Annotated in this window: 20 protein-coding genes; 12 read left to right on the forward strand and 8 right to left on the reverse strand. The window is 63.3% G+C overall.

Annotated elements, in window-relative coordinates:
• Positions 1-125: 125 nt before the first annotated feature.
• Positions 126-452, reverse strand: coding sequence for a hypothetical protein (locus tag CGS49_RS05750; RefSeq protein WP_097800923.1), 327 nt, complete (start codon positions 450-452; stop codon positions 126-128).
• A gap of 96 nt (positions 453-548) precedes the next feature.
• Positions 549-746: a hypothetical protein gene (locus CGS49_RS05755; RefSeq protein ID WP_097800924.1), complete on the reverse strand. Its 198-nt coding sequence runs from the start codon at positions 744-746 to the stop codon at positions 549-551.
• Between CGS49_RS05755 and CGS49_RS05760 the strand changes: the two genes are divergently transcribed.
• The 10 genes from CGS49_RS05760 (at position 724) to CGS49_RS05805 (ending at position 8,767) form a co-directional block, all read left to right on the forward strand.
• Positions 724-1,134 (forward strand): hypothetical protein, encoded by a 411-nt coding sequence (locus tag CGS49_RS05760; protein ID WP_143405817.1) that lies wholly within the window; start codon positions 724-726, stop codon positions 1,132-1,134. The genes CGS49_RS05755 and CGS49_RS05760 overlap by 23 nt on opposite strands.
• An 8-nt stretch (positions 1,135-1,142) precedes the next feature.
• Entirely contained in the window at positions 1,143-1,490 is a 348-nt protein-coding gene (locus CGS49_RS05765) for a hypothetical protein (protein WP_179859036.1), read from the forward strand.
• Between the two features lie 262 nt (positions 1,491-1,752).
• Positions 1,753-2,271 carry a molybdopterin-guanine dinucleotide biosynthesis protein B gene (mobB, locus tag CGS49_RS05770; protein ID WP_097800927.1) on the forward strand — a complete coding sequence of 173 codons (519 nt, stop codon included), beginning with the start codon at positions 1,753-1,755 and terminating at the stop codon, positions 2,269-2,271.
• A gap of 12 nt (positions 2,272-2,283) precedes the next feature.
• Positions 2,284-3,303, forward strand: a complete 1,020-nt coding sequence (locus tag CGS49_RS05775; RefSeq protein WP_097800928.1) for a molybdopterin-binding protein — start codon at positions 2,284-2,286, stop codon at positions 3,301-3,303.
• Positions 3,304-3,520: 217 nt separating this feature from the next.
• Complete coding sequence (gene moaC, locus CGS49_RS05780; protein ID WP_097800929.1) at positions 3,521-4,018, forward strand: cyclic pyranopterin monophosphate synthase MoaC; 498 nt, start codon at positions 3,521-3,523, stop codon at positions 4,016-4,018.
• Positions 4,011-4,979, forward strand: a complete 969-nt coding sequence (gene moaA, locus CGS49_RS05785; RefSeq protein WP_097800930.1) for a GTP 3',8-cyclase MoaA — start codon at positions 4,011-4,013, stop codon at positions 4,977-4,979. The genes moaC and moaA overlap by 8 nt, the downstream gene beginning before the upstream one ends.
• Before the next feature lie 5 nt (positions 4,980-4,984).
• Positions 4,985-5,917: an MOSC domain-containing protein gene (locus CGS49_RS05790; RefSeq protein ID WP_097800931.1), complete on the forward strand. Its 933-nt coding sequence runs from the start codon at positions 4,985-4,987 to the stop codon at positions 5,915-5,917.
• Between the two features lie 224 nt (positions 5,918-6,141).
• Positions 6,142-7,029, forward strand: a complete 888-nt coding sequence (modA, locus tag CGS49_RS05795) for a molybdate ABC transporter substrate-binding protein (RefSeq protein ID WP_097800932.1) — start codon at positions 6,142-6,144, stop codon at positions 7,027-7,029.
• 5 nt (positions 7,030-7,034) lie between these two features.
• Positions 7,035-7,706 (forward strand): molybdate ABC transporter permease subunit, encoded by a 672-nt coding sequence (modB, locus tag CGS49_RS05800; RefSeq protein WP_097800933.1) that lies wholly within the window; start codon positions 7,035-7,037, stop codon positions 7,704-7,706.
• Entirely contained in the window at positions 7,703-8,767 is a 1,065-nt protein-coding gene (locus CGS49_RS05805; RefSeq protein WP_097800934.1) for a sulfate/molybdate ABC transporter ATP-binding protein, read from the forward strand. Before modB ends, CGS49_RS05805 begins: the two co-directional genes overlap by 4 nt.
• A 74-nt stretch (positions 8,768-8,841) precedes the next feature.
• On the opposite strand, the gene CGS49_RS05810 is transcribed toward CGS49_RS05805, so the two are convergent.
• Together CGS49_RS05810 and CGS49_RS05815 are read right to left on the reverse strand one after the other, a co-directional pair.
• Complete coding sequence (locus CGS49_RS05810; RefSeq protein WP_179859037.1) at positions 8,842-10,173, reverse strand: sensor histidine kinase; 1,332 nt, start codon at positions 10,171-10,173, stop codon at positions 8,842-8,844.
• Entirely contained in the window at positions 10,166-10,861 is a 696-nt protein-coding gene (locus tag CGS49_RS05815) for a response regulator transcription factor (protein ID WP_097800936.1), read from the reverse strand. Before CGS49_RS05815 ends, CGS49_RS05810 begins: the two co-directional genes overlap by 8 nt.
• Before the next feature lie 197 nt (positions 10,862-11,058).
• Between CGS49_RS05815 and CGS49_RS05820 the strand changes: the two genes are divergently transcribed.
• Positions 11,059-13,278 (forward strand): FAD-binding protein, encoded by a 2,220-nt coding sequence (locus tag CGS49_RS05820; RefSeq protein ID WP_097800937.1) that lies wholly within the window; start codon positions 11,059-11,061, stop codon positions 13,276-13,278.
• A gap of 97 nt (positions 13,279-13,375) precedes the next feature.
• On the forward strand, positions 13,376-14,632 hold the full coding sequence (locus CGS49_RS05825; RefSeq protein ID WP_097800938.1) for a S41 family peptidase: 1,257 nt from the start codon (positions 13,376-13,378) through the stop codon (positions 14,630-14,632).
• A 73-nt stretch (positions 14,633-14,705) separates the two neighbouring features.
• Here CGS49_RS05825 and CGS49_RS05830 read toward each other — a convergent pair whose 3' ends face one another.
• The 4 genes from CGS49_RS05830 to CGS49_RS05845 all read right to left on the reverse strand — a co-directional run bounded on the left by CGS49_RS05830 (position 14,706) and on the right by CGS49_RS05845 (position 17,816).
• Positions 14,706-15,986 (reverse strand): sensor histidine kinase, encoded by a 1,281-nt coding sequence (locus CGS49_RS05830; RefSeq protein ID WP_097800939.1) that lies wholly within the window; start codon positions 15,984-15,986, stop codon positions 14,706-14,708.
• Positions 15,983-16,717 (reverse strand): LytR/AlgR family response regulator transcription factor, encoded by a 735-nt coding sequence (locus CGS49_RS05835; protein WP_097800940.1) that lies wholly within the window; start codon positions 16,715-16,717, stop codon positions 15,983-15,985. The genes CGS49_RS05830 and CGS49_RS05835 overlap by 4 nt, the downstream gene beginning before the upstream one ends.
• Before the next feature lie 196 nt (positions 16,718-16,913).
• Positions 16,914-17,264: a type II toxin-antitoxin system PemK/MazF family toxin gene (locus CGS49_RS05840; RefSeq protein ID WP_097800941.1), complete on the reverse strand. Its 351-nt coding sequence runs from the start codon at positions 17,262-17,264 to the stop codon at positions 16,914-16,916.
• A 138-nt stretch (positions 17,265-17,402) separates the two neighbouring features.
• The gene (locus CGS49_RS05845) at positions 17,403-17,816 is read right to left on the reverse strand and encodes a holo-ACP synthase (RefSeq protein ID WP_097800942.1); all 414 of its coding nucleotides are present in this window, start codon (positions 17,814-17,816) and stop codon (positions 17,403-17,405) included.
• Positions 17,817-17,847 lie beyond the last annotated feature (31 nt).

Below are 17,847 nucleotides of genomic sequence, written 5' to 3' on the forward strand. Positions count from 1 at the left end.
CCCTCGGTTTCTGTAATAGAAGCCGAGGGGCTTTTTGCTGCAAGAAAGAATGATTTCCGGCTTTTTTGGGGGGGGGGGGGGAGTAAAACAGCGATGATTCTGCCAAAGAAGCGCGGACAGAGGACTCAGGTCGTTTCTTCGCTGAGGGTGCTTTCCGGCCCGAACGCTTCCCCGACGATGGAGTAATCGCCGGATGCCGTGTGGAAAGTGCCCGTCAGGCCGCTGCCGGCCAGAACGCAGTCGGCCTGATAGGAAATGCGGGAGACAAGGGTCTGGATCTGGCCGGAAAAGACGCGCCGGCCGGCAGAGCAGACCTGCCCGGAAAACGGATTTGCCCGGTGCAGAAAGTGCAGCGTCCCCTGCAATGCGCTGCCCTGTTCGGTCCATGTGAGCGTCCCCCGGCGCATGCCGAGCTGGGTGGAGACCTGGATCTGATAACGGTGTTCTGTCATGAAAAACGGCTTCTTTCTGTTAGAGTGTCTCCATGATAACAGAATCTTTGCCGCAGGAAAACCAACAAAACGGCACGAATGGGGAGCAATGCGGAGTTATTTGCCGTTCTGGCGGAGCACGGCGGGCAGCGAGGTCATCACGAACTGGGAGAGATACGCGATGGTGTTCTCCTTTTCTTCGGGGGTATGGCTCTCGCGGAACCAGTTGACCAGAATGCCGGCGAAGGCTTCGGTGTAGAAGTCCCGCAGAAAGCGGTGGTAGTCCGGCGGGATGGAGGGCACCTTCAGCGGCAACCTGTTCGTCTCCGACACTTTGCGGGACATCGACCGCCTGAGCAAGGCGGGGCAGGCAGAGCCCACCGATTATGAGACGCTGATCGCACTGGAAAACGCCCCCAAGCGGTTCGGGCAGATCACCGTGACCTTCAAGGATGAAGACCATGTTCTGGGTCGGGTGAACCTGGAATACGGCGATTCTCTGGATGAATCCGGCTACCCGGAACTGCCCGCAAAGGAGGGCTGCGCCGCCCGCTGGAGCACCACGAAACTGACGGATCTGCATCTGGATACGGTGGTGGAAGCGGTGTATACGGATTATATCACCGCCCTTGCCAGCATCTATGAGCGCGAGGCCGGCCGGTCTTCTTTGCCAAGGGATCGTTCGGCGACCGCGACAGCCTGACCGTCTCGGTGCGGGATCTGCCCGGAGAATTGCGCAATGCCGTTGAAAGCTGGCAGCTCACCATCCCGGACGACGGGCAGGAGAGCCATACCGTGCGCTATCTGCCCCTTGAAGTCGGCAAAAAGTACAAGGTTTATGCAAAGCAGGACGGCAGCTGGAAGCAGCTGAGCACCGAGACGATCGGCAGCTATCTGGCCTTCGATCTGCCCGGGAATACCGCAGAGCTGGCCGTCGTGCCCGGCAGCAGCGTCCCGGCCTGGGTCATTGTGACCGCCGCAGCGGCCGTGGTGCTGGCAGGCGGCACCGTTCTGATCCGGCGCAGGAAAAAAGCACCTGTAAAGCAGGCAGAAGAATAACCGCTCATGCCCTGTTGCATGGAAGAAGGAAATCTGCACATGTTGTTTGGAACGGGCCTGAAAATGTGCGCATGAAAAGCACCGAGAAAGCATAACGAACCGCCCCGGTTTCCGCAATAGGAAGCCGGGGCGGTTTTGGCAGTGCGGCCATTTGCAGGCAGATACGGCTGCGGCCTTGACTTTTTGACGCAAAACCGATATGCTGGTAACATTCAAACAAACCGGAAGCTGCACGGAAAAGGAGAAAACGAGGTGCTTTGCTTTGTACAGTGAATCGAAACAGGCTCTGGCCGATCAGCTTGAGCTGAAACGCCCGGCGGTGCTGGCCGTCAGCGGCGTGCATGGCAGCGGAAAGACCACTCTGCTGGAAAAACTGCTGCCCATCCTGCGCGGCCGCGGGCTGAAGGTGGGGGTCATCAAACACGACGGCGGCGATTTTGCCCCGGATGCGCCCGGCACCGACGGCCGCCGGCTGCGGGAGGCCGGGGCCCAGGGCGTGGCCGTGTACTCCGGGCAGCGCTACCTGCTGACGGAGGAGTTCCGCCTGACCGAGCAGGACCTGCTGGCCCTGTTCGAGCGCCACGGCTACGACCTGGTGCTGCTGGAAGGCTTCCAGAACAGCGGCTGGCCCAAGATCGAAGTGGTGCGCAGCGCGGTCTCGGCCGCGCCGGAGTCCATCCAGCCGCTGGCGGTGGTGGGCGACATCCCGGGCGCGAATTTCGGGCTGGAGGATACCCAGGCACTGGCGGACTGGCTCGTTGCCCAGATGCCCACGCTGTAACGGAGGCACACCATGAAACTGATCCGTACCGAAGACGCGGTGGGGCAGGTGCTCTGCCACGACATCACCCAGATCATCCCCGGCGAGTTCAAGGGTGCCCGCTTCCGCAAGGGGCACATCGTGCAGCCGGAGGATATCCCGGTGCTGCTCTCCATCGGCAAAGAGAACCTCTATGTCTGGGAAAAGCGCCCCGGCATCCTGCACGAGGACGAAGCCGCCGCCCTTTTGTACAAAGCAGCGGCGGGCCGCAACATCCATGGCACCGAGCCGAAGGAGGGCAAGATCGAGCTCATCGCCGACTGTGCCGGCCTTTTGAAGATCGACCGCGCCGCGCTGCTGGCCGTGAACCGCACACCCCAGATGATGATCGCCACCATCCACGGCGACCTGCCCGTGAAAAAGGGCCAGAAGCTTGCCGGCACCCGCATCATCCCGCTGGTGATCGAGCAGGAGAAGATGGACGCCATGCAGGCCGCAGCAGGCCCGGAACCCATCCTGAACGTGCTGCCCTTCCACCCGAAAAAGTTCGCGGTCATCACCACCGGCAGCGAGGTGTTCAAGGGCCGCATTGAGGATAAATTTACCCCCATTCTGGTGGGCAAACTGGCCGAATACGGCTGCGAGATGACCTACCACAAGACCTGCGACGACGACCCCGCCGGCATCACCGCCGCCATTCTGGAAGCGAAAGCCGCAGGCTGCGAGCTCATCTTCACCACCGGCGGCATGAGCGTGGACCCCGACGACCGCACCCCGCTGGCCATCAAGAACACCGGGGCAGAGATCATCACCTACGGTGCGCCGGTGCTGCCGGGGGCCATGTTCCTCGTGAGTTATCTGGACGGCGTGCCGGTGTGCGGCCTGCCCGGCTGTGTGATGTACGCCAAGCGCACTATTTTTGACCTGCTGCTGCCGCGCCTGCTGGCCGACGACCCCATCACCGCCGAGGACATTGCCCGCCTGGGCGAAGGCGGCCTGTGCCTGGGCTGCGCCGAGTGCCGCTGGCCCAACTGCGGGTTCGGGCACTGCTGAGAACCCTCTCAGGCGCTGACGCGCCAGAGTCCCCCTTTTGTCGCTTATGCGACATCTTCCCCCGGCCGGGGGAAGTCTTTCCTCAAAGGGGGAGCCAAGGGCTGAGAGAAGCTTCTTGCCTCTCCCTTTGGGAGAGGTGGCATCATGCAAGTGATGACGGAGAGGGCGAGACCGGCTTACTGATTTGATTTATTTTAATTTGAAAGATATAATCGTTATGAGTGAAACGAATCTGACCCATTTTGATGCCGCCGGCAATGCCGTGATGGTGGACGTGAGCGAGAAGCCCGTCACGGCCCGGCAGGCCGTGGCCCGGGGCATCATTACCATGAACGCCGAAGCCTTTGATGCCGTGGAGCGCGGCACCGTGAAAAAAGGTGACGTGCTGGGCGTGGCCCGCATTGCAGGCATCATGGCCACCAAGCGCACCAGTGAGCTCATCCCCTTGTGCCATCCGCTGCCGCTGACCAAAGTCAGCGTGGACTTCACGCTGCTGCCCGAGCGGCAGGCAGTGGAGGCGGTGTGCACCGTGAAAACCACCGGCGTCACCGGCGTGGAGATGGAAGCCCTCACCGGTGTTTCCACCGCGCTGCTCACCATCTACGACATGTGCAAAGCCGTGGACAAGGGCATGGAGCTGGGCGAGATCGGCTTAGTGGAAAAGACCGGCGGCAAGAGCGGGCACTACGTCCGGGCCGAGGGCGGCTATGTTTGACGCATACGGCCGCAACATCCACTACCTGCGCCTGTCCGTCACCGACCTGTGCAGCCTGCGCTGCCGCTACTGTATGCCGGAGGGCGTAGAGAAGCTGGCCCATGGGGACATTCTGACCTATGAAGAATTCCTGCGGCTGGCGGCGCTGTTTGCCCGGTGCGGCGTGGACACCGTGCGCGTGACCGGCGGCGAACCGCTGGTGCGCCCGGGGGTGGAGCAGCTGGTGGCCGGGCTGAAAGCCACCCCCGGCATCCGCAAGGTCACCATGACCACCAACGGCGTGCGGCTGGCCGAAAAGCTGCCCGCCCTGCTGGCGGCAGGGCTGGACAGTGTGAACATCAGCCTCGACACGCTGGACGCGGAGACGTTCCGGCGCATCACGGCCCGGGACGAGCTGGCCCATGTGCTGGAAGGCATCCGGGCCGCCCTTGCCAGCGGCATCCCGGTCAAGCTGAACTGTGTGCCGCAGGCGGGCGTGAACGAGGGTGAGCTGGAAACCATTGCGGCCCTTGCACAGGAATACCCGCTGCAGGTGCGGTTCATCGAGATGATGCCCATCGGCTGTGGGGCTGCGCTGCCCTGCCTTTCCGGCCCGGAACTGCTGGCCCGCCTTGCCCGCCGCTGGCCGCAGCTGCGGCCGGTGTCCGGTGCAGCTTTCGGCGACGGCCCGGCGGTGTACTATACCGCGCCCGGCTGGCAGGGGAGCGTGGGCTTCATCGCGGCGGTGCACGGCAAATTCTGCGGGTCCTGCAACCGGGTACGTCTGACGAGCCAGGGCTTTCTGCGCCCCTGCCTTGCCAGCGAAACGGGCACCGACCTGCGCGCTCTGCTGCGCGGCGGCGCGTCCGATGAGCAGCTTCTGCAGGCCATCCGGGAAGTCGTTTTTGAAAAGCCCCGCGAGCACCATTTTGAGGACCGCTCCATGCCCGCCACCCGCGGCATGTACCAGATCGGAGGATAAACATCATGGGAAAAATTCTGGCCATCTGCACCAGCTCCCGGCGCGGCACCGCCAAGACGGCTGTGCCCAGCGCGGTGCTGACCCCGGAGTGGGGCATCGTGGGCGACGCCCACGGCGGCAGCTGGCACCGGCAGGTCAGCCTGCTGAGTGCAGAAAAGATCGAAGCTTTCCGCGCGAAGATCTGGGTGGATTACGGTGCCTTTGGCGAAAATCTGGTGGTGGAAGGCTTCGACTTTGCCGCCCTGCCGGTTCCCAGCTTTTTTGCCATCGGGGACGCCGTGCTGGAGATGACCCAGATCGGCAAGGAGTGCCACAGCGACTGCGCCATCCGCAGGCAGACCGGCGACTGCATCATGCCCCGCGAGGGGGTGTTCGCCCGGGTGGTCAAAGGCGGCACCATCCGCACCGGCGACGAAATGACCCTGCTGCCCACCCCGGCAGACCTGCCCCTGCGGGCGGCGGTCATCACCCTTTCGGATAAAGGCAGCCGCGGCGAGCGGGAGGATGAAAGCGGCCCGCTCATTGTGGAAATGCTCACGGCCGCGGGCTACAAGGTGGAGGAAGCACTGCTTTTGCCGGACGATGCCGCCCAGCTGAAAGCCCAGCTCCTGCGGCTGGCCGACGGCCGCCAGGTGAACCTGATCCTCACCACCGGCGGCACCGGCTTTGCGCCCCGGGACATCACGCCGGAAGTTACCCTGTCGGTAGCCGACCGCAACGCCCCCGGCATTGCCGAGGCCATGCGGTACCACAGCCTTACCATCACTCCGCGCGGGATGCTGAGCCGCGCCGCCAGCGTGTTGCGGGGCAAGACGCTCATCGTCAACCTGCCGGGCAGCCCCAAGGCCGTAAAGGAGAATCTGGAATACATCCTGCCCAGCCTTGCCCACGGCATCCGCCTTGCCGCCGGTCTGGACGGCGAGTGCGCCCGCAGGTGATGCTCGTACACAGCAGATGAAGTCGTACTTTTGCAGGACGATTCACAATTTGAACCGTTCCACGCGTTATTTTTGGCCGGTTTGCCGCTTGACGGCCCGGCCGTTTTTTTGTATGCTTTTCCATGTGATAATTTGTGCCCGTTCTGGGGGCTTATCCCGGTGGGCGGCACCGCATCCTGTACCGTATCGAACACCCAAAACCATCAAACACAGGAGAGTTTATCATGAACAAGACCAAAATTTCCCGCCGCAGCTTTCTGGCGGCTGCCGGTGCTGCCGGCGCATCCATCGCGCTGACCGCCTGCGGCGGCTCTGCTTCCGGCACTGCATCTTCCGCAGCAGGTTCTGCCGCTGCTTCTTCCGAGGCTGCCGGTGAGAGCGTGGAGCTGATCGTGTTTGCAGCCGCTTCCCTCACCGAGACGCTGAATGCCATCGCCGAGACCTACTCGGCCGATCACCCGGGCGTGACCTTCCGCTTCAACTTTGATTCCTCCGGCACCCTGAAGACCCAGATCCAGGAGGGGGCCGACTGTGATCTGTTCATCTCGGCCGGTCAGAAGCAGATGAACCAGCTGGACATCACCGCTTCCGCCGATGTGAACACCGAAGGCCTGGATCTCGTGGACAGCGATACCCGCGTGGACCTGCTGGAAAACAAGGTGGTGCTCTGCGTGCCGGAAGGCAATGATAAGGGCATCGACAGCTTTGACGACCTGGCCGAGCACCTGAAGGCGCAGGATATCCTGTTCTGCATGGGCAACAGCGATGTGCCCGTGGGCCAGTACACCCAGAAGATCCTGGCTTACTACGACCTCGACGAGGAAGCACTGGCCGCTGCCGGTGTCATCACCTACGGCTCCAACGTCAAGGAAGTCACCACCCAGATCAGCGAAGCCAGTGTGGACGCCGGTGTGGTCTACTGCACCGACGCCTACAGCGCAGGCCTGACCCCCGTGGACGAGGCCACCAAGGAGATGTGCGGCCAGGTCATCTACCCCGCCGCTGTGTTGAAGAACGCCCCCAACGCAGACGCCGCCAAGGCCTTCCTCGCTTACCTGCAGTCCACCGAGGCCGCCAACGTGTTCGCCAAGGTCGGCTTCACCGCAGTGTAAGGCCTATGGACTGGTATCCCTTATGGAACAGCCTGCGCATCGCCCTCATCAGCTGCGCAGCGGTGTTCTTCCTCGGCATTTTTGCCGCCTACTATATCGCAAAGCTTCCCCGCACCGTGAAAGGCGTGCTGGATGTGATCCTCACCCTGCCCATGGTGCTGCCGCCCACGGTGGTGGGCTACTTTCTGCTGCTGCTGTTCGGGGCAAAGCGGCCGCTGGGCATCTTTTTCATGGAGCATTTCGGCGTCAAGCTGGTCATGAACTGGTACAGCGCCATCTTTGCGTCCATCGTGGTGGCCTTCCCGCTCATGTACCGCACGGCCCGGGGCGCGTTTGAGAGCTTTGACGAAACGCTGGCCTGGTCGGCCCAGACGCTGGGGCAGTCGGGGGCGTGGATCTTCTGGCGGGTGCGGATGCCGTACTGCCGCCAGGGCATCCTGGCCGGGACGGTGCTGGCCTTTGCCCGGGCGCTGGGCGAATACGGTGCCACCAGCATGATCGCGGGCTACACCCCCGGCAAAACGGCTACCATCGCCACCACCGTGTACCAGCTCTGGCGCACCAACGACGAAGCCGGGGCCATGCGCTGGGTGCTGGTGGATATCGTCATCTCCGCCGTGGTGCTGCTGGCCGTGAACCTGCTGGAGAAAAAACAGAAAGCGGGGGGCCGCGCATGAGCCTGGAAGTGAACATTGAAAAGAAGCTGAACGGCTTCACCCTGCGTTCGGAGTTTACCGCAGGCGACACCGCCACGGCCCTGCTGGGCGCGTCCGGCTGCGGCAAAAGCATGACATTGCGCTGCATCGCGGGCATCGTGAAGCCGGACATGGGCCGCATCGTGCTGGACGGCCGGGTGCTGTTCGACAGCGAACAGCACATCGATCTGCCGCCCCAGCAGCGCGGCGTCGGCCTTTTGTTCCAGAACTACGCGCTGTTCCCCAACATGACCGTGGAGCAGAACATCCTCTGCGGCCTGAAAGCCGAAAAAGACAAAGCCGCCCGCAAGGCCCGCTGCGAAGAAATGCTGCGCGCCATGCGGCTGGAAGAACTGGCCAGCCGCCGCCCGGCGGAGCTTTCCGGCGGGCAGCAGCAGCGCACCGCGCTGGCCCGCATCCTGGTGGGCAAGCCGAAGATCCTGATGCTGGATGAGCCCTTCAGCGCGCTGGACAGCTACCTGCGCGAGGAAGTGGAAGGTGAAGTGGGGGCACTGCTGGCCGGTTTTTCCGGCACGGCACTGCTCGTCACCCACAACCGGGACGAGGCCTACCGCCTGTGCCCGGAGATGATCGTGATGGACGGCGGCCGGGTGCTGCGTGCCGGTGCCACCAAAGCGGTGTTTGCGGACCCGCAGAGCACCACCGCCGCCCGGCTGACCGGGTGCAAGAACATCCTGCCCTGCACCCGGGTGGACGAGCACACGGTGCAGCTGACCGGGTGGAATGCGCCGCTGCACCTTGCCGCCCGGGTGCCCGAGGGCTGTACCGCCGTGGGCATCCGCGCCCACGACTTTGCGCCCTGTGCGCCGGGCGCACCGAACGCCCTGCCCGTGCAGCGCCTTTCCACCAGCGAGAACCCCTTTGACTGGAACGTGATCTTTGCGGCCCCCGACGGCACCACCCGCCTGTGGTGGAAGGTGAGCAAGGCAAACCTTGATGCTGCCGCTCCGGCCGCACCGCAGTGCCTTGCCGCTGCGCCGGAGAGCATCATGCCGCTTGTGGACAGCAGGCCCGCGCGCTGATGCGATAAAAAACAAAAGAACTCCCCGGAAGCGTGTCCAAAACACACTTCCGGGGAGTTTTTTGCTGCAATGGGTCAGAGCGGGAAATACAGCGTCAGGCAGAAGCTGCCGCCGCTTTCGCTGCGGCGGACGCGGCCGTGCATCTGGGCCATCATGGCCTCCACATTTTTCAGCCCCACGCCGTGGGAGTCGCCCTGCGGGGTGGCACGCACTGCGTTGGAAAGGCGCACGCACAGGCTGTCTCCCTCCCGGGTGATGCCGAACCGGACGGGCTGGGCTGGGTCGGCGTATTTCTGCAGGTTGGACACCAGATTGTCCGCGATGCGGCACAGCGCGTCCACGTCCAGCTGCAGGGTGCACGCGGGGCAGTCGGCTTCCGGGTACTGCACCTGCCAGCCCTGTTCTTCCAGCAGGGAAAGCTTTTCGGCGAACACCTGCAAAAACACTTCCGGCGCGTCCAGCGCTTCCAGCCGGGGCTCCCGGCGGGATGCTTCGCCGCTGGCGATGCGGAACAACCCGTTGCTCAGCTCAATGACGCTCTGGCAGCTGCGCACGCACTTGTTCAGATAGTCGTCGTGCTGCTGCGGGGTCTGGTAGCGGTGCTCGGCCAGCAGCTCCAGATAGCCCAGCTGGGCGGTCAGCGGGGTGCGCAGGTCGTGGGAGAGGGAAGTGACCAGCTCATACCGCTGCTGCTGGGCCTGCTGCACCTGCTCCATCTGCTGTTTGAGCGAGGCGCTCATCTCGTTCAGGCTCTGGGCCATCTGGGCCAGCTCGTCGGTGCCGCGCACCGGGACCTTGTAATCCAGCTGGCCGCCTTCCAGCACCCGGATGCTCTGTTCCAGCGTTTCCATGTAGTTCAGCTTTTTCCACACGGCCCACAGCACGATGCCGATGCCCAGCACGAGGCACAGCCAGAACTCGGCGGTGCGCACGGCTTCGTCCACCGCAAAGTCAAAGTAGCCGTAGGCATACAGGGTGGCGCTGCCGTCGGAAAATTCCAGCGGGTAGGTGCGCAGGTAGGCGCTCTCGTCCAGCGTTTTGGAGGCCTGACTGTAGGTGCGGTAATACTCCACGTTGTTCAGCGCGGAATCGTAGATGACCACGCCGTCCTTCTCCACCCGCAGGATGCAGCCGCCGGGCTGGTCGCCGTGCGAGTACCAGTCGGTGATGCGCCGCACCTGCCGGCTGCTGATGCCGCTTTCGGCTACATTCTGCTGGATGAGGGTGCCCACGGCGTCGGTCTTGTTCTGCAGAAAATCAGAGTTCGTGTAAAAGCTCTGCAGCACCACCCGCGAGACCGGCTGCAGGCCGGTGTACAGCAGAATGGAGACGGTGACCGCCAGCAGGATGGTGCGCAGCAGCTCGCCCCGCAGGCCGTGCCAGAGCTTTTCCCAGAAATCAGCCAAAGCGATACCCCTTTCCCCAGACGGTCTGGATGAGCTTGGGGTTCTGGGGGTCATCCTCCAGCTTGACCCGCAGCTTGCGGATGTGCACCATCACGGTGCCGTTGGAGGAGTAGAGATACGGCTCGTTCCACACGCTCTCGTACAGGTTCTGGGCCGAGAAGATGCGCCCCGCGTGGGAGGCCATGAGCAGCAGCATCTGGTATTCCAGCTCCGGCAGGTCGATGGGCTGGCCGTTCTTTTCTACCTCATTATAAGTGCGGTTGATGCGCAGCGGCCCGCGCACCAGCCATTCGTCCTCCTCAGGTTCGCTCTTGCCCTGATACACCCGGTAGCGCCGCAGCAGGCTCTTGACCCGGGCGGTGAGCTGCGCGTGGGAGAAGGGCTTGGGCAGGTAGTCGTCGGCACCCACCCGCAGGCCGAGAGAGATGTCCTCGTCCTGCCCTTTGGCCGTGAGGAACAGCACCGGCACGTTGCTCTGCTTGCGAATGGCCTCGCACACCCGGATGCCGGAGATGCCGGGCATCATGATATCCAGTATGACGAGGTCCAGCTCCGGGCTGAGCAGCTGCAAAGCCTGCTCGCCGCTGGAAGCCAGCGTGACGGCGTAGCCCTCGCTGGTGAGCAGGATCTCCAGCAGTTCCCGGATATCCGCATTGTCGTCCACGACAAGGATCTTGTATTGTGTCATTGTTCTGCTCCGCTCCAAAAATTACTTTTCAAGGTCTATTTTACAGCCATTTGCCGGTTTGGCAAAGAAAATTAAGAATCGTTAAGAAATAGACATGCCGGTTGTTAAGACTTTATCATTATACTGAAAATATCGCGTGTGTGCAACACATCCGCACGAAGAAAAAAGAAGAAGAAAAACGGAAAGGGAGAAATTTCATGAAAAAGATCTCGCGCAAGGGCTTTCTGAAGATCGCCGCTGCCGCCGCCATGAGCGGTGTCACCGCCGGTGCTCTGTCTGCCTGCAACTCCTCCAGCTCCTCTGCTGCCGCTTCCACCGCAGCTTCCGGTGCATCTGTGTATACCGCAGGCACCTACACTGCCACCGCAAAGGGCATGAACGACGTCACCGTCACCATGACCTTCTCCGAGACCGCCATCACCGAGGTCAAGGTGGACACCGCCAACGAGACCCTCGAGCTGGCTGTCAACTCTGCCGAGGACTTCCAGACCATGCTGATGGATGCCCAGAGCGCTGAGATCGACGGCGTGTCCGGTGCAACCGTCACCTCCAATGCCGTCAAGGAAGCCGCTGCAAACTGCATCCAGCAGGCCATCGGCCTGACCGGCGGCGACGCTGCGGACAACAGCGCCGATTACGGCGATGATCCCCGCGGCGAAGCACGCGCTGCTGCCAAGGCAGATGGCCGTGTGTTCGGTTACTCCGGCCCCGGCGACTGGCTGGGCGAAGCTCCCGCCTTCGACAGCGTGGACAGCGAAGTGGACTGCGACGTGTGCGTCGTGGGTCTGGGCCACGCAGGCGTGGCTGCTGTTCTGGGCGCTGCCGAGAAGGGTGCCAAGGTCGTGGGCATCGAGTCCCAGACCCAGGACAACTTTGCATGGTACGGCGAGGACATCGGTGCATGGAACTCCCAGTTTGCACAGGATGCCGGCATCCCGGCCTGGGATCTGGGCCAGATCACCGACGAGTTCGTTACCCGCAGCGGCGGCCGTGCCGACCCGGGCATCGTCAGCCTGTATGTGCAGCACTCCGGTGAGACCCTGGACCACATGCTGGACGTCTGCAAGGAGATGGGCGTGGACGAGCGCGTTTACACCTACGACAACACCGAGGACGGCTGGACCATCATCCACCTGAACGCGGATTACGATAAGATCGCAGCCGGCAACAACATCTACGACTGCCTGGATAAGACCAACTACCCCCGCAAGCCCGGCACCCGCACCTGGCCCGCAACCATCCAGTTCATGGGCCCCTACAGCGCAGAGCCGGTGGACGGCGTGGCTGCCAACAGCGTGCTGAAGTATGTGCAGCAGGCTCAGCTGGACAAGGCTGTGCAGGACTACGGCGCTGAGCTGTACTACGGCACTGCCGCTCAGGTCCTGGTGCAGAACGACAACGGCGACGTGGTGGGCGTCATCGCAAAGGACGCCGACGGCAAGATCGTCAAGTACAACACCAAGATGGGCGTTGTGATGTGCGGCGGCGACTACGCCGGCAACGCAGACATGTGCTGGGCCCTGATGAACGAGTACATGGAGCGCAACGAGCGTGAGGGCGGCCTGAAGAAGGACTTCTTCTCCTTCATGGGCGGCCGCGACGGCTCCAGCCTGAAGATGATGTGCTGGGCAGGCGGCATGATCGAGCCGGCTCCCCGCGGCACCATGATCCTGGGCGGCGGCATCAACTCCACCCCCTGGGGTGCCAACAGCATGCTGTGGCTGAACAGCGACGGCAAGCGCTTCTGCAACGAGGGCAACGTGACCGGTGCTTCCACCGCCACCGCCCGCCAGAAGAACGAGACCGGCTGGCTGGTCACCGATAAGAACTTCATGCAGAGCATCTGCGCCTGCGGCATCGAGCACTCCGGCCCCAACGCCGGCCGTCCGCAGTACTATCAGGACCTGATCGACGACATGGAGGCTCTGCCCTGCTCCAGCGAGGAGCAGTCCATCCGCAGCTGCTTCGTGGCCGAGCGCATGATGTCCAAGATCTACAAGTGCGATACCCTGGAAGAACTGGCCAAGGCAATGGGCGTGCCCGATGATAAGATGGACACCTTTATGGCAAGCATCGAGGAGTACAACGCCATGTGCGATGCCGGCAAGGACGACAAGTTCGGCAAGGATGCCAGCGCCCTGATCCCCATCCGTGAGGCTCCCTTCTACGGCTGCGCACAGACCCTGGGCAACCGCAGCGCAAGCCCCAGCATGGTGACCATGAACGGCATGATGACCGACCTGAACCTGAACGTTCTGGACGTGGACTATGCTCCCATCAAGGGCCTGTACGCCGCAGGCAACAGCCTGGGCGGCCGTTACGGCACCGGCTACAGCACCCCCTGCGCAGGCAACTCCATCGGTATGGCTGTCACCCACGGCCGTCTGGCTGGTCAGTTCTGCGTGGACAACGCCTGATCTTTCTGTTAGAATAAATTGAACAAGCGGCTGCTGTACAGACCACTGCGCAGCAGCCGCTTTTGCGTGAAACAACATCCGCCGAGGAGGGCTGGATATGGAGAGCAACAAGCTGTTGAAGGATCTTTTCCTGACCGTGCGCAACGATTATGCCGGTTGGGAGGCAAAGCAGGCGCGGCACAACCCCTCGCCCTTTGTCACCATGCTGGGCCAGGCCTACTACGACCGGCGGATGTCCTCGCTGCTGGTGCTGCAGGCCGTGAGCCAGTACTGCGCCGGAATGCGGGACCGCAACCTGAAATTTGAACTGATCGCCGAGGGCTATGTGCCCTTCTCCCGTGGCTTTTCGGTGCGCCGGTGCGCAAAGGGTATGTTCGTGGACGCTGTGACGCAGGAAGCGCGCCTGCGCCCAGGTGACGAAGTGCTGGCCATCAACCGCACCGCGCCGGAGCGCATCGTGAAGAACCTGCCCAACCCCCTGCTGGCCGCTGACGAGCCGGAGCGGGAGCAGTGGAACGGCTACCTGAAGCTGGCCCGGGACATTACCGTGCGCCACGCCGACGGCACCGAGGAAATGCTGGAGCTGGCCCGGTATCCGGTGGACACCGACGCCGCCCCGGCGCTGCGGAAGCTGCCCGGCGGCGCACTGCTGCTGGACCCCGGCAGCATGAACGACGCCGAAGCGCTGGAAGCCTTCGTGGAAGCCCACCGGGCCGTGCTGGATGGCTGCAGCCGTCTGGTGCTGGACCTGCGTGCTGCGGCGGGCGACGACGAGGAAGCCCTGCTGCCGCTGCTGCCCTACATCGTGAAGGCGGACTGCACGGCTGCGGAAGCCTTCGGCGACCGGCGCATCCGCACCAACTACACCAAAGTGAACTGCACCCGGCTTATCCGGATGCTGACGCCCTACCTTGTGGACGAGGACCCGGCACTGCGGCAGATGGCCCAGCAGCTGACGGCCTATTACCGCGACCAGAGCGGCAAGGGCTGGGTGGACGAGGTGGAGGAGCTGCCCGTCCCCGCCGAGACGCCCATCCAGCGCCGGGGCCCCGAGAAGGTGGTGGTGCTCACCGACACCTGGTGTGAGCAGGAGGCCGAGCGCTTCGTCCAGCTGGCAAAGCAGCAGGGCAGGGCCGTTCTGCTGGGCCGCCCCACCATGGGCACGCTGGACTACACGAACCCGGTGATGGTGGAGTATGACGAGTTCATCTTCACTTACCCCATCAGCCGCACCGCGGCTTCGCTGGAAGGCGAAGGCGTGGACGAGCGCGGTGTGCAGCCGGACGTCCTTGTGCCCTGGACGCCGGAGGAATGCACCGCTGACCTGCTGGCCCAGAAAGTACTGACCCTGTAACACTTGCCTGAAAAAACAGAACGCTCCCCGTGTTTCACAAACGAAACCGGGGAGCGTTTTTTGCTTGCTGTGGTCAGATGGAGATGCGCAGGATGAACTGCTCCTGCTTCTGGGTAAAGCTGTAAATGCCGCCGTATTTCTCCACGATGGCGCAGATGCTGCGCACACCCAGACCGTGGCCCGACTCCCGGGTCACCGGCACGCCGTCCTCAAACAGAACGGGTGTGCTGCAGGCATTTGCCAGCTGCAGGAAAAAACGCCCGTCCTGCTCGTAGGCGGAAGTCTCGATAAAGGCGGGAAGCCCGGCGGCATTCTGTCGCTGGCAGGCATGCAGGGCGTTTTCCAGCGCGTTGGACAGCAGCACGCACAGGTCGCTTTCCGGCAGCGGCAGGGTCTGCGGCAGGGCAGAGCGGACCCGGAAGTCCACCCCGCAGCCCGCGGCCCGGGCAGCGAAGGCCGAGAGAATGAGGTTCGCGGCCTCGTTCTCGCAGTAGACCGTCACCTTGCTGGCCTCGATCTCCCTGCAGACACTGCGGATGTAGTCCTGTGCGGTGTCGGTGCGGCCGTTCTCGATGCAGGATGATATGTACTGCAGGTGATGGCGCAGGTCGTGGCGGTAGGTGCTGGCCTTGCGCTGGCTCTCCCGCAGCGCGTCGATCTCGCGCACGGCCTGGGCCACCTGCAGGTTCAGGCTGTTCTGGGTCTGTTCCAGCTGGCTGCGCAGCATCTGCTGCCGGTTGGTCTGCAGCACAAAGAACAGATAGGCCAGGCTGCACACAAAGGGCATGAACTCCACGGCAGCCTGGTTGCCGCTGGAGAGCAGATCGGTGTAGATGCGGGTGAAATAATCGAAAGCGTAGCTCAGAAGCGGGATGATGCCGAACTGCAGCTGCAACGACAGCGGCGAGTGCGAAAGCGACCGCACCGACGGCGCGCACCAGCGCACCAGTGCAGCCAGCAGCGGCAGGGTGACCAGCAGTTCCATGGCATCCTGCAGCACGGTGCCGCCCGCCGGGAACAGCGCGATGACCAGCAGCGCAGCCCAGCGACGCAGCTGGCAGCACAGGTAGGCTGTCAGCACCGCCACCAGCGGCCAGAGCCATTTGCCGGTGAGCACGGCCAGCAGCAGAAACAGCGGCAGATGGGTGATGACCGGGTACAGATACCGGGCAAGACTGGTGCCCCAGTGCAGGCTCACCACGGCCTGCAGTGCCAGCATCAGCACGGTGCTCACGGCCAGGATGCCTTTGCGCTGGCGGGTCCATTCCAGGTCGCAGAAGGCGGCGGACAGCACGATGCCGAAGACGCCCACCGAGGCGAGGTTGAGCAGAGAAAGAACGGCCGAGACGGTCATAGCATCACCTGCTTCCGGCTGAACGCGTATTCCAGATACTGGTTCTTGATATCGGCGGCGCGGCCGTGGGGGATGGGGATCTGCGCGCCGTCCGTCAGCACAAGGGTCTTGGCCGTGATGCTGCGGATGTACTCCATGTTCACAAGGAAGGACCGGTGGGGCCGCAGAAAACAGGGGTATTCCGCCAGCTGGCGGGCCAGCTCGTCCATGCTGCCGGTGCTTTCCAGAATGCGGCCGTCCGTCAGGTGGAACACCAGGGTGCGGCTGAGCACCTCGCAGTAGAGCAGCTTTTCCAGCTCGATGCGGGAAATGCCGCTTTTGCAGCGCAGGACCAGGCTGCGCTGTTCGGCGCGGCGGCACGCGGCCATCACCGAATCCATCAGGGGGAAGAAGCTGTCCTCCCAGATGGGCTTGAGCAGATAGAAATAGGCCCCCACCACATAGGATTCCACCGCAAACTCCGTCGACGAAGTGAGGAAGATGATGTGTACCGTCTTGTCGTACTGCCGGATCTCCTTGGCGGCGGTGATGCCGTCCTCGGCCGGCATGAGGACGTCCAGCAGCAGGATGTCGTAGCGGGCCCCGCTCTCGATGGCGGCCAGCAGGTCCAGCGGGCTGCGGAAGGCAGTGCATTCCAGGTCGGCCTTGCGCTGGGTGCGGTATTTTTCCAGCAGAGCCGTCAGCTGGTCGTGAATGTTCGGGTCATCGTCACAGAACGCGAGCCGGGTCATAGGGCGAGCACATCCTTTGCTGCGCGTCTGCGGCCTGCCCCACCCGGGCACAGACCGCATCGCATGATAGAAAAAGTATACCATTTTTTGTGCGGGCTGACCAGTGCATTCGCCGCCTTTTTCCCGAAAGTTCGGCGCGGCAAAAAAAGCGGCTCCCCGCTGTCTGTCAGCAGGGTGCCGCTTTTGCGCAGGGGTTTTAATAGGACGTCAGCCCCAGGCTCACATCCAGTGCCTGGTCCACCCGTTTCTGGTCCTCCGGGGTGATCTGCCCGGCGCGCTGGCGCAGCCGGTGCTTATCCAGCGTGCGGATCTGTTCCAGCAGCACCACGCTGTCCTTGGCAAGGCCGGTATCCTCGGCCCGGATGTTGATGTGGGTGGGCAGGCGGGCTTTGTCCAGCCGGGATGTAATGGCCGCTGCGATCACGGTGGGGCTGTGCCGGTTGCCGATCTCGTTCTGCACGATCAGCACCGGCCGCACGCCGCCCTGTTCCGAGCCGACCACCGGCGAAAGGTCCGCGTAGAAAACTTCTCCTCTGTGTACCTCCATGGAATCTCCCTCCCTGTATTCGGAGGATGTGCCCCGCTATGTGATGCGTCCGGCGCATCCTGTCTGCCCTCAGTATGAGCAGGCGGCGGGGCGGTTATGCAGTGCGGGGCGATATTCCATTGTATGCAGACAGGGCGCTCAGGTTTCCGGCTGTTCCAGCGTGCAGAAGGCCAGTGCCATGCCGCCTTCGTGGCTTAAGGACAGCCGGGCTGTCAGGCGGTGCGCCTGCACCCAGTCGGCGGTCTTGCCGGAGAAGCGGTAGGCCGGCGCGCCGCTTTCCTGCCGCACGGCCTCGATCTCGCAGAGGGAAAAGGGCTCCCGCAGGCCGGTGCCCGCCGCCTTCAAAAAGGCTTCCTTCGCGGCAAAATTGGCCGCCGCGCTGGCCAGCCGGTGGGCGGCACTGCGCCCGGCGGGCAGGGGGGCGTCCATCCCGAGGGCGGCGCGCTCCGTTTCGCCGTACACCCGCCGGACGAAGGCGGCGGCGTGGGGGCCGGTGAGGCTTTTTTCCAGATGTGCGATGGCGCACAGGTCGCAGCCGATGCCGTAGAGCATGGCGGGGCTCCTTTCTCCGCAAAAGCGGCGC

Source organism: Faecalibacterium langellae (assembly GCF_002549775.1).
GTDB lineage: Bacteria > Bacillota > Clostridia > Oscillospirales > Ruminococcaceae > Faecalibacterium > Faecalibacterium langellae.

Bases quoted from the DNA above. Each gene is read 5' to 3' on its own strand.
- moaA (WP_097800930.1), top strand. From the start codon at position 4,011: ATGTTTGACGCATACGGCCGCAACATCCACTACCTGCGCCTGTCCGTC.
- CGS49_RS05750 (WP_097800923.1), bottom strand. From the start codon at position 452: ATGACAGAACACCGTTATCAGATCCAGGTCTCCACCCAGCTCGGCATG.
- CGS49_RS05790 (WP_097800931.1), top strand. From the start codon at position 4,985: ATGGGAAAAATTCTGGCCATCTGCACCAGCTCCCGGCGCGGCACCGCC.
- modA (WP_097800932.1), top strand. From the start codon at position 6,142: ATGAACAAGACCAAAATTTCCCGCCGCAGCTTTCTGGCGGCTGCCGGT.
- CGS49_RS05775 (WP_097800928.1), top strand. From the start codon at position 2,284: ATGAAACTGATCCGTACCGAAGACGCGGTGGGGCAGGTGCTCTGCCAC.
- CGS49_RS05820 (WP_097800937.1), top strand. From the start codon at position 11,059: ATGAAAAAGATCTCGCGCAAGGGCTTTCTGAAGATCGCCGCTGCCGCC.
- CGS49_RS05815 (WP_097800936.1), bottom strand. From the start codon at position 10,861: ATGACACAATACAAGATCCTTGTCGTGGACGACAATGCGGATATCCGG.
- CGS49_RS05825 (WP_097800938.1), top strand. From the start codon at position 13,376: ATGGAGAGCAACAAGCTGTTGAAGGATCTTTTCCTGACCGTGCGCAAC.
- CGS49_RS05805 (WP_097800934.1), top strand. From the start codon at position 7,703: ATGAGCCTGGAAGTGAACATTGAAAAGAAGCTGAACGGCTTCACCCTG.
- CGS49_RS05835 (WP_097800940.1), bottom strand. From the start codon at position 16,717: ATGACCCGGCTCGCGTTCTGTGACGATGACCCGAACATTCACGACCAG.
- CGS49_RS05830 (WP_097800939.1), bottom strand. From the start codon at position 15,986: ATGACCGTCTCGGCCGTTCTTTCTCTGCTCAACCTCGCCTCGGTGGGC.
- moaC (WP_097800929.1), top strand. From the start codon at position 3,521: ATGAGTGAAACGAATCTGACCCATTTTGATGCCGCCGGCAATGCCGTG.
- CGS49_RS05840 (WP_097800941.1), bottom strand. From the start codon at position 17,264: ATGGAGGTACACAGAGGAGAAGTTTTCTACGCGGACCTTTCGCCGGTG.
- CGS49_RS05845 (WP_097800942.1), bottom strand. From the start codon at position 17,816: ATGCTCTACGGCATCGGCTGCGACCTGTGCGCCATCGCACATCTGGAA.
- CGS49_RS05760 (WP_143405817.1), top strand. From the start codon at position 724: ATGGAGGGCACCTTCAGCGGCAACCTGTTCGTCTCCGACACTTTGCGG.
- modB (WP_097800933.1), top strand. From the start codon at position 7,035: ATGGACTGGTATCCCTTATGGAACAGCCTGCGCATCGCCCTCATCAGC.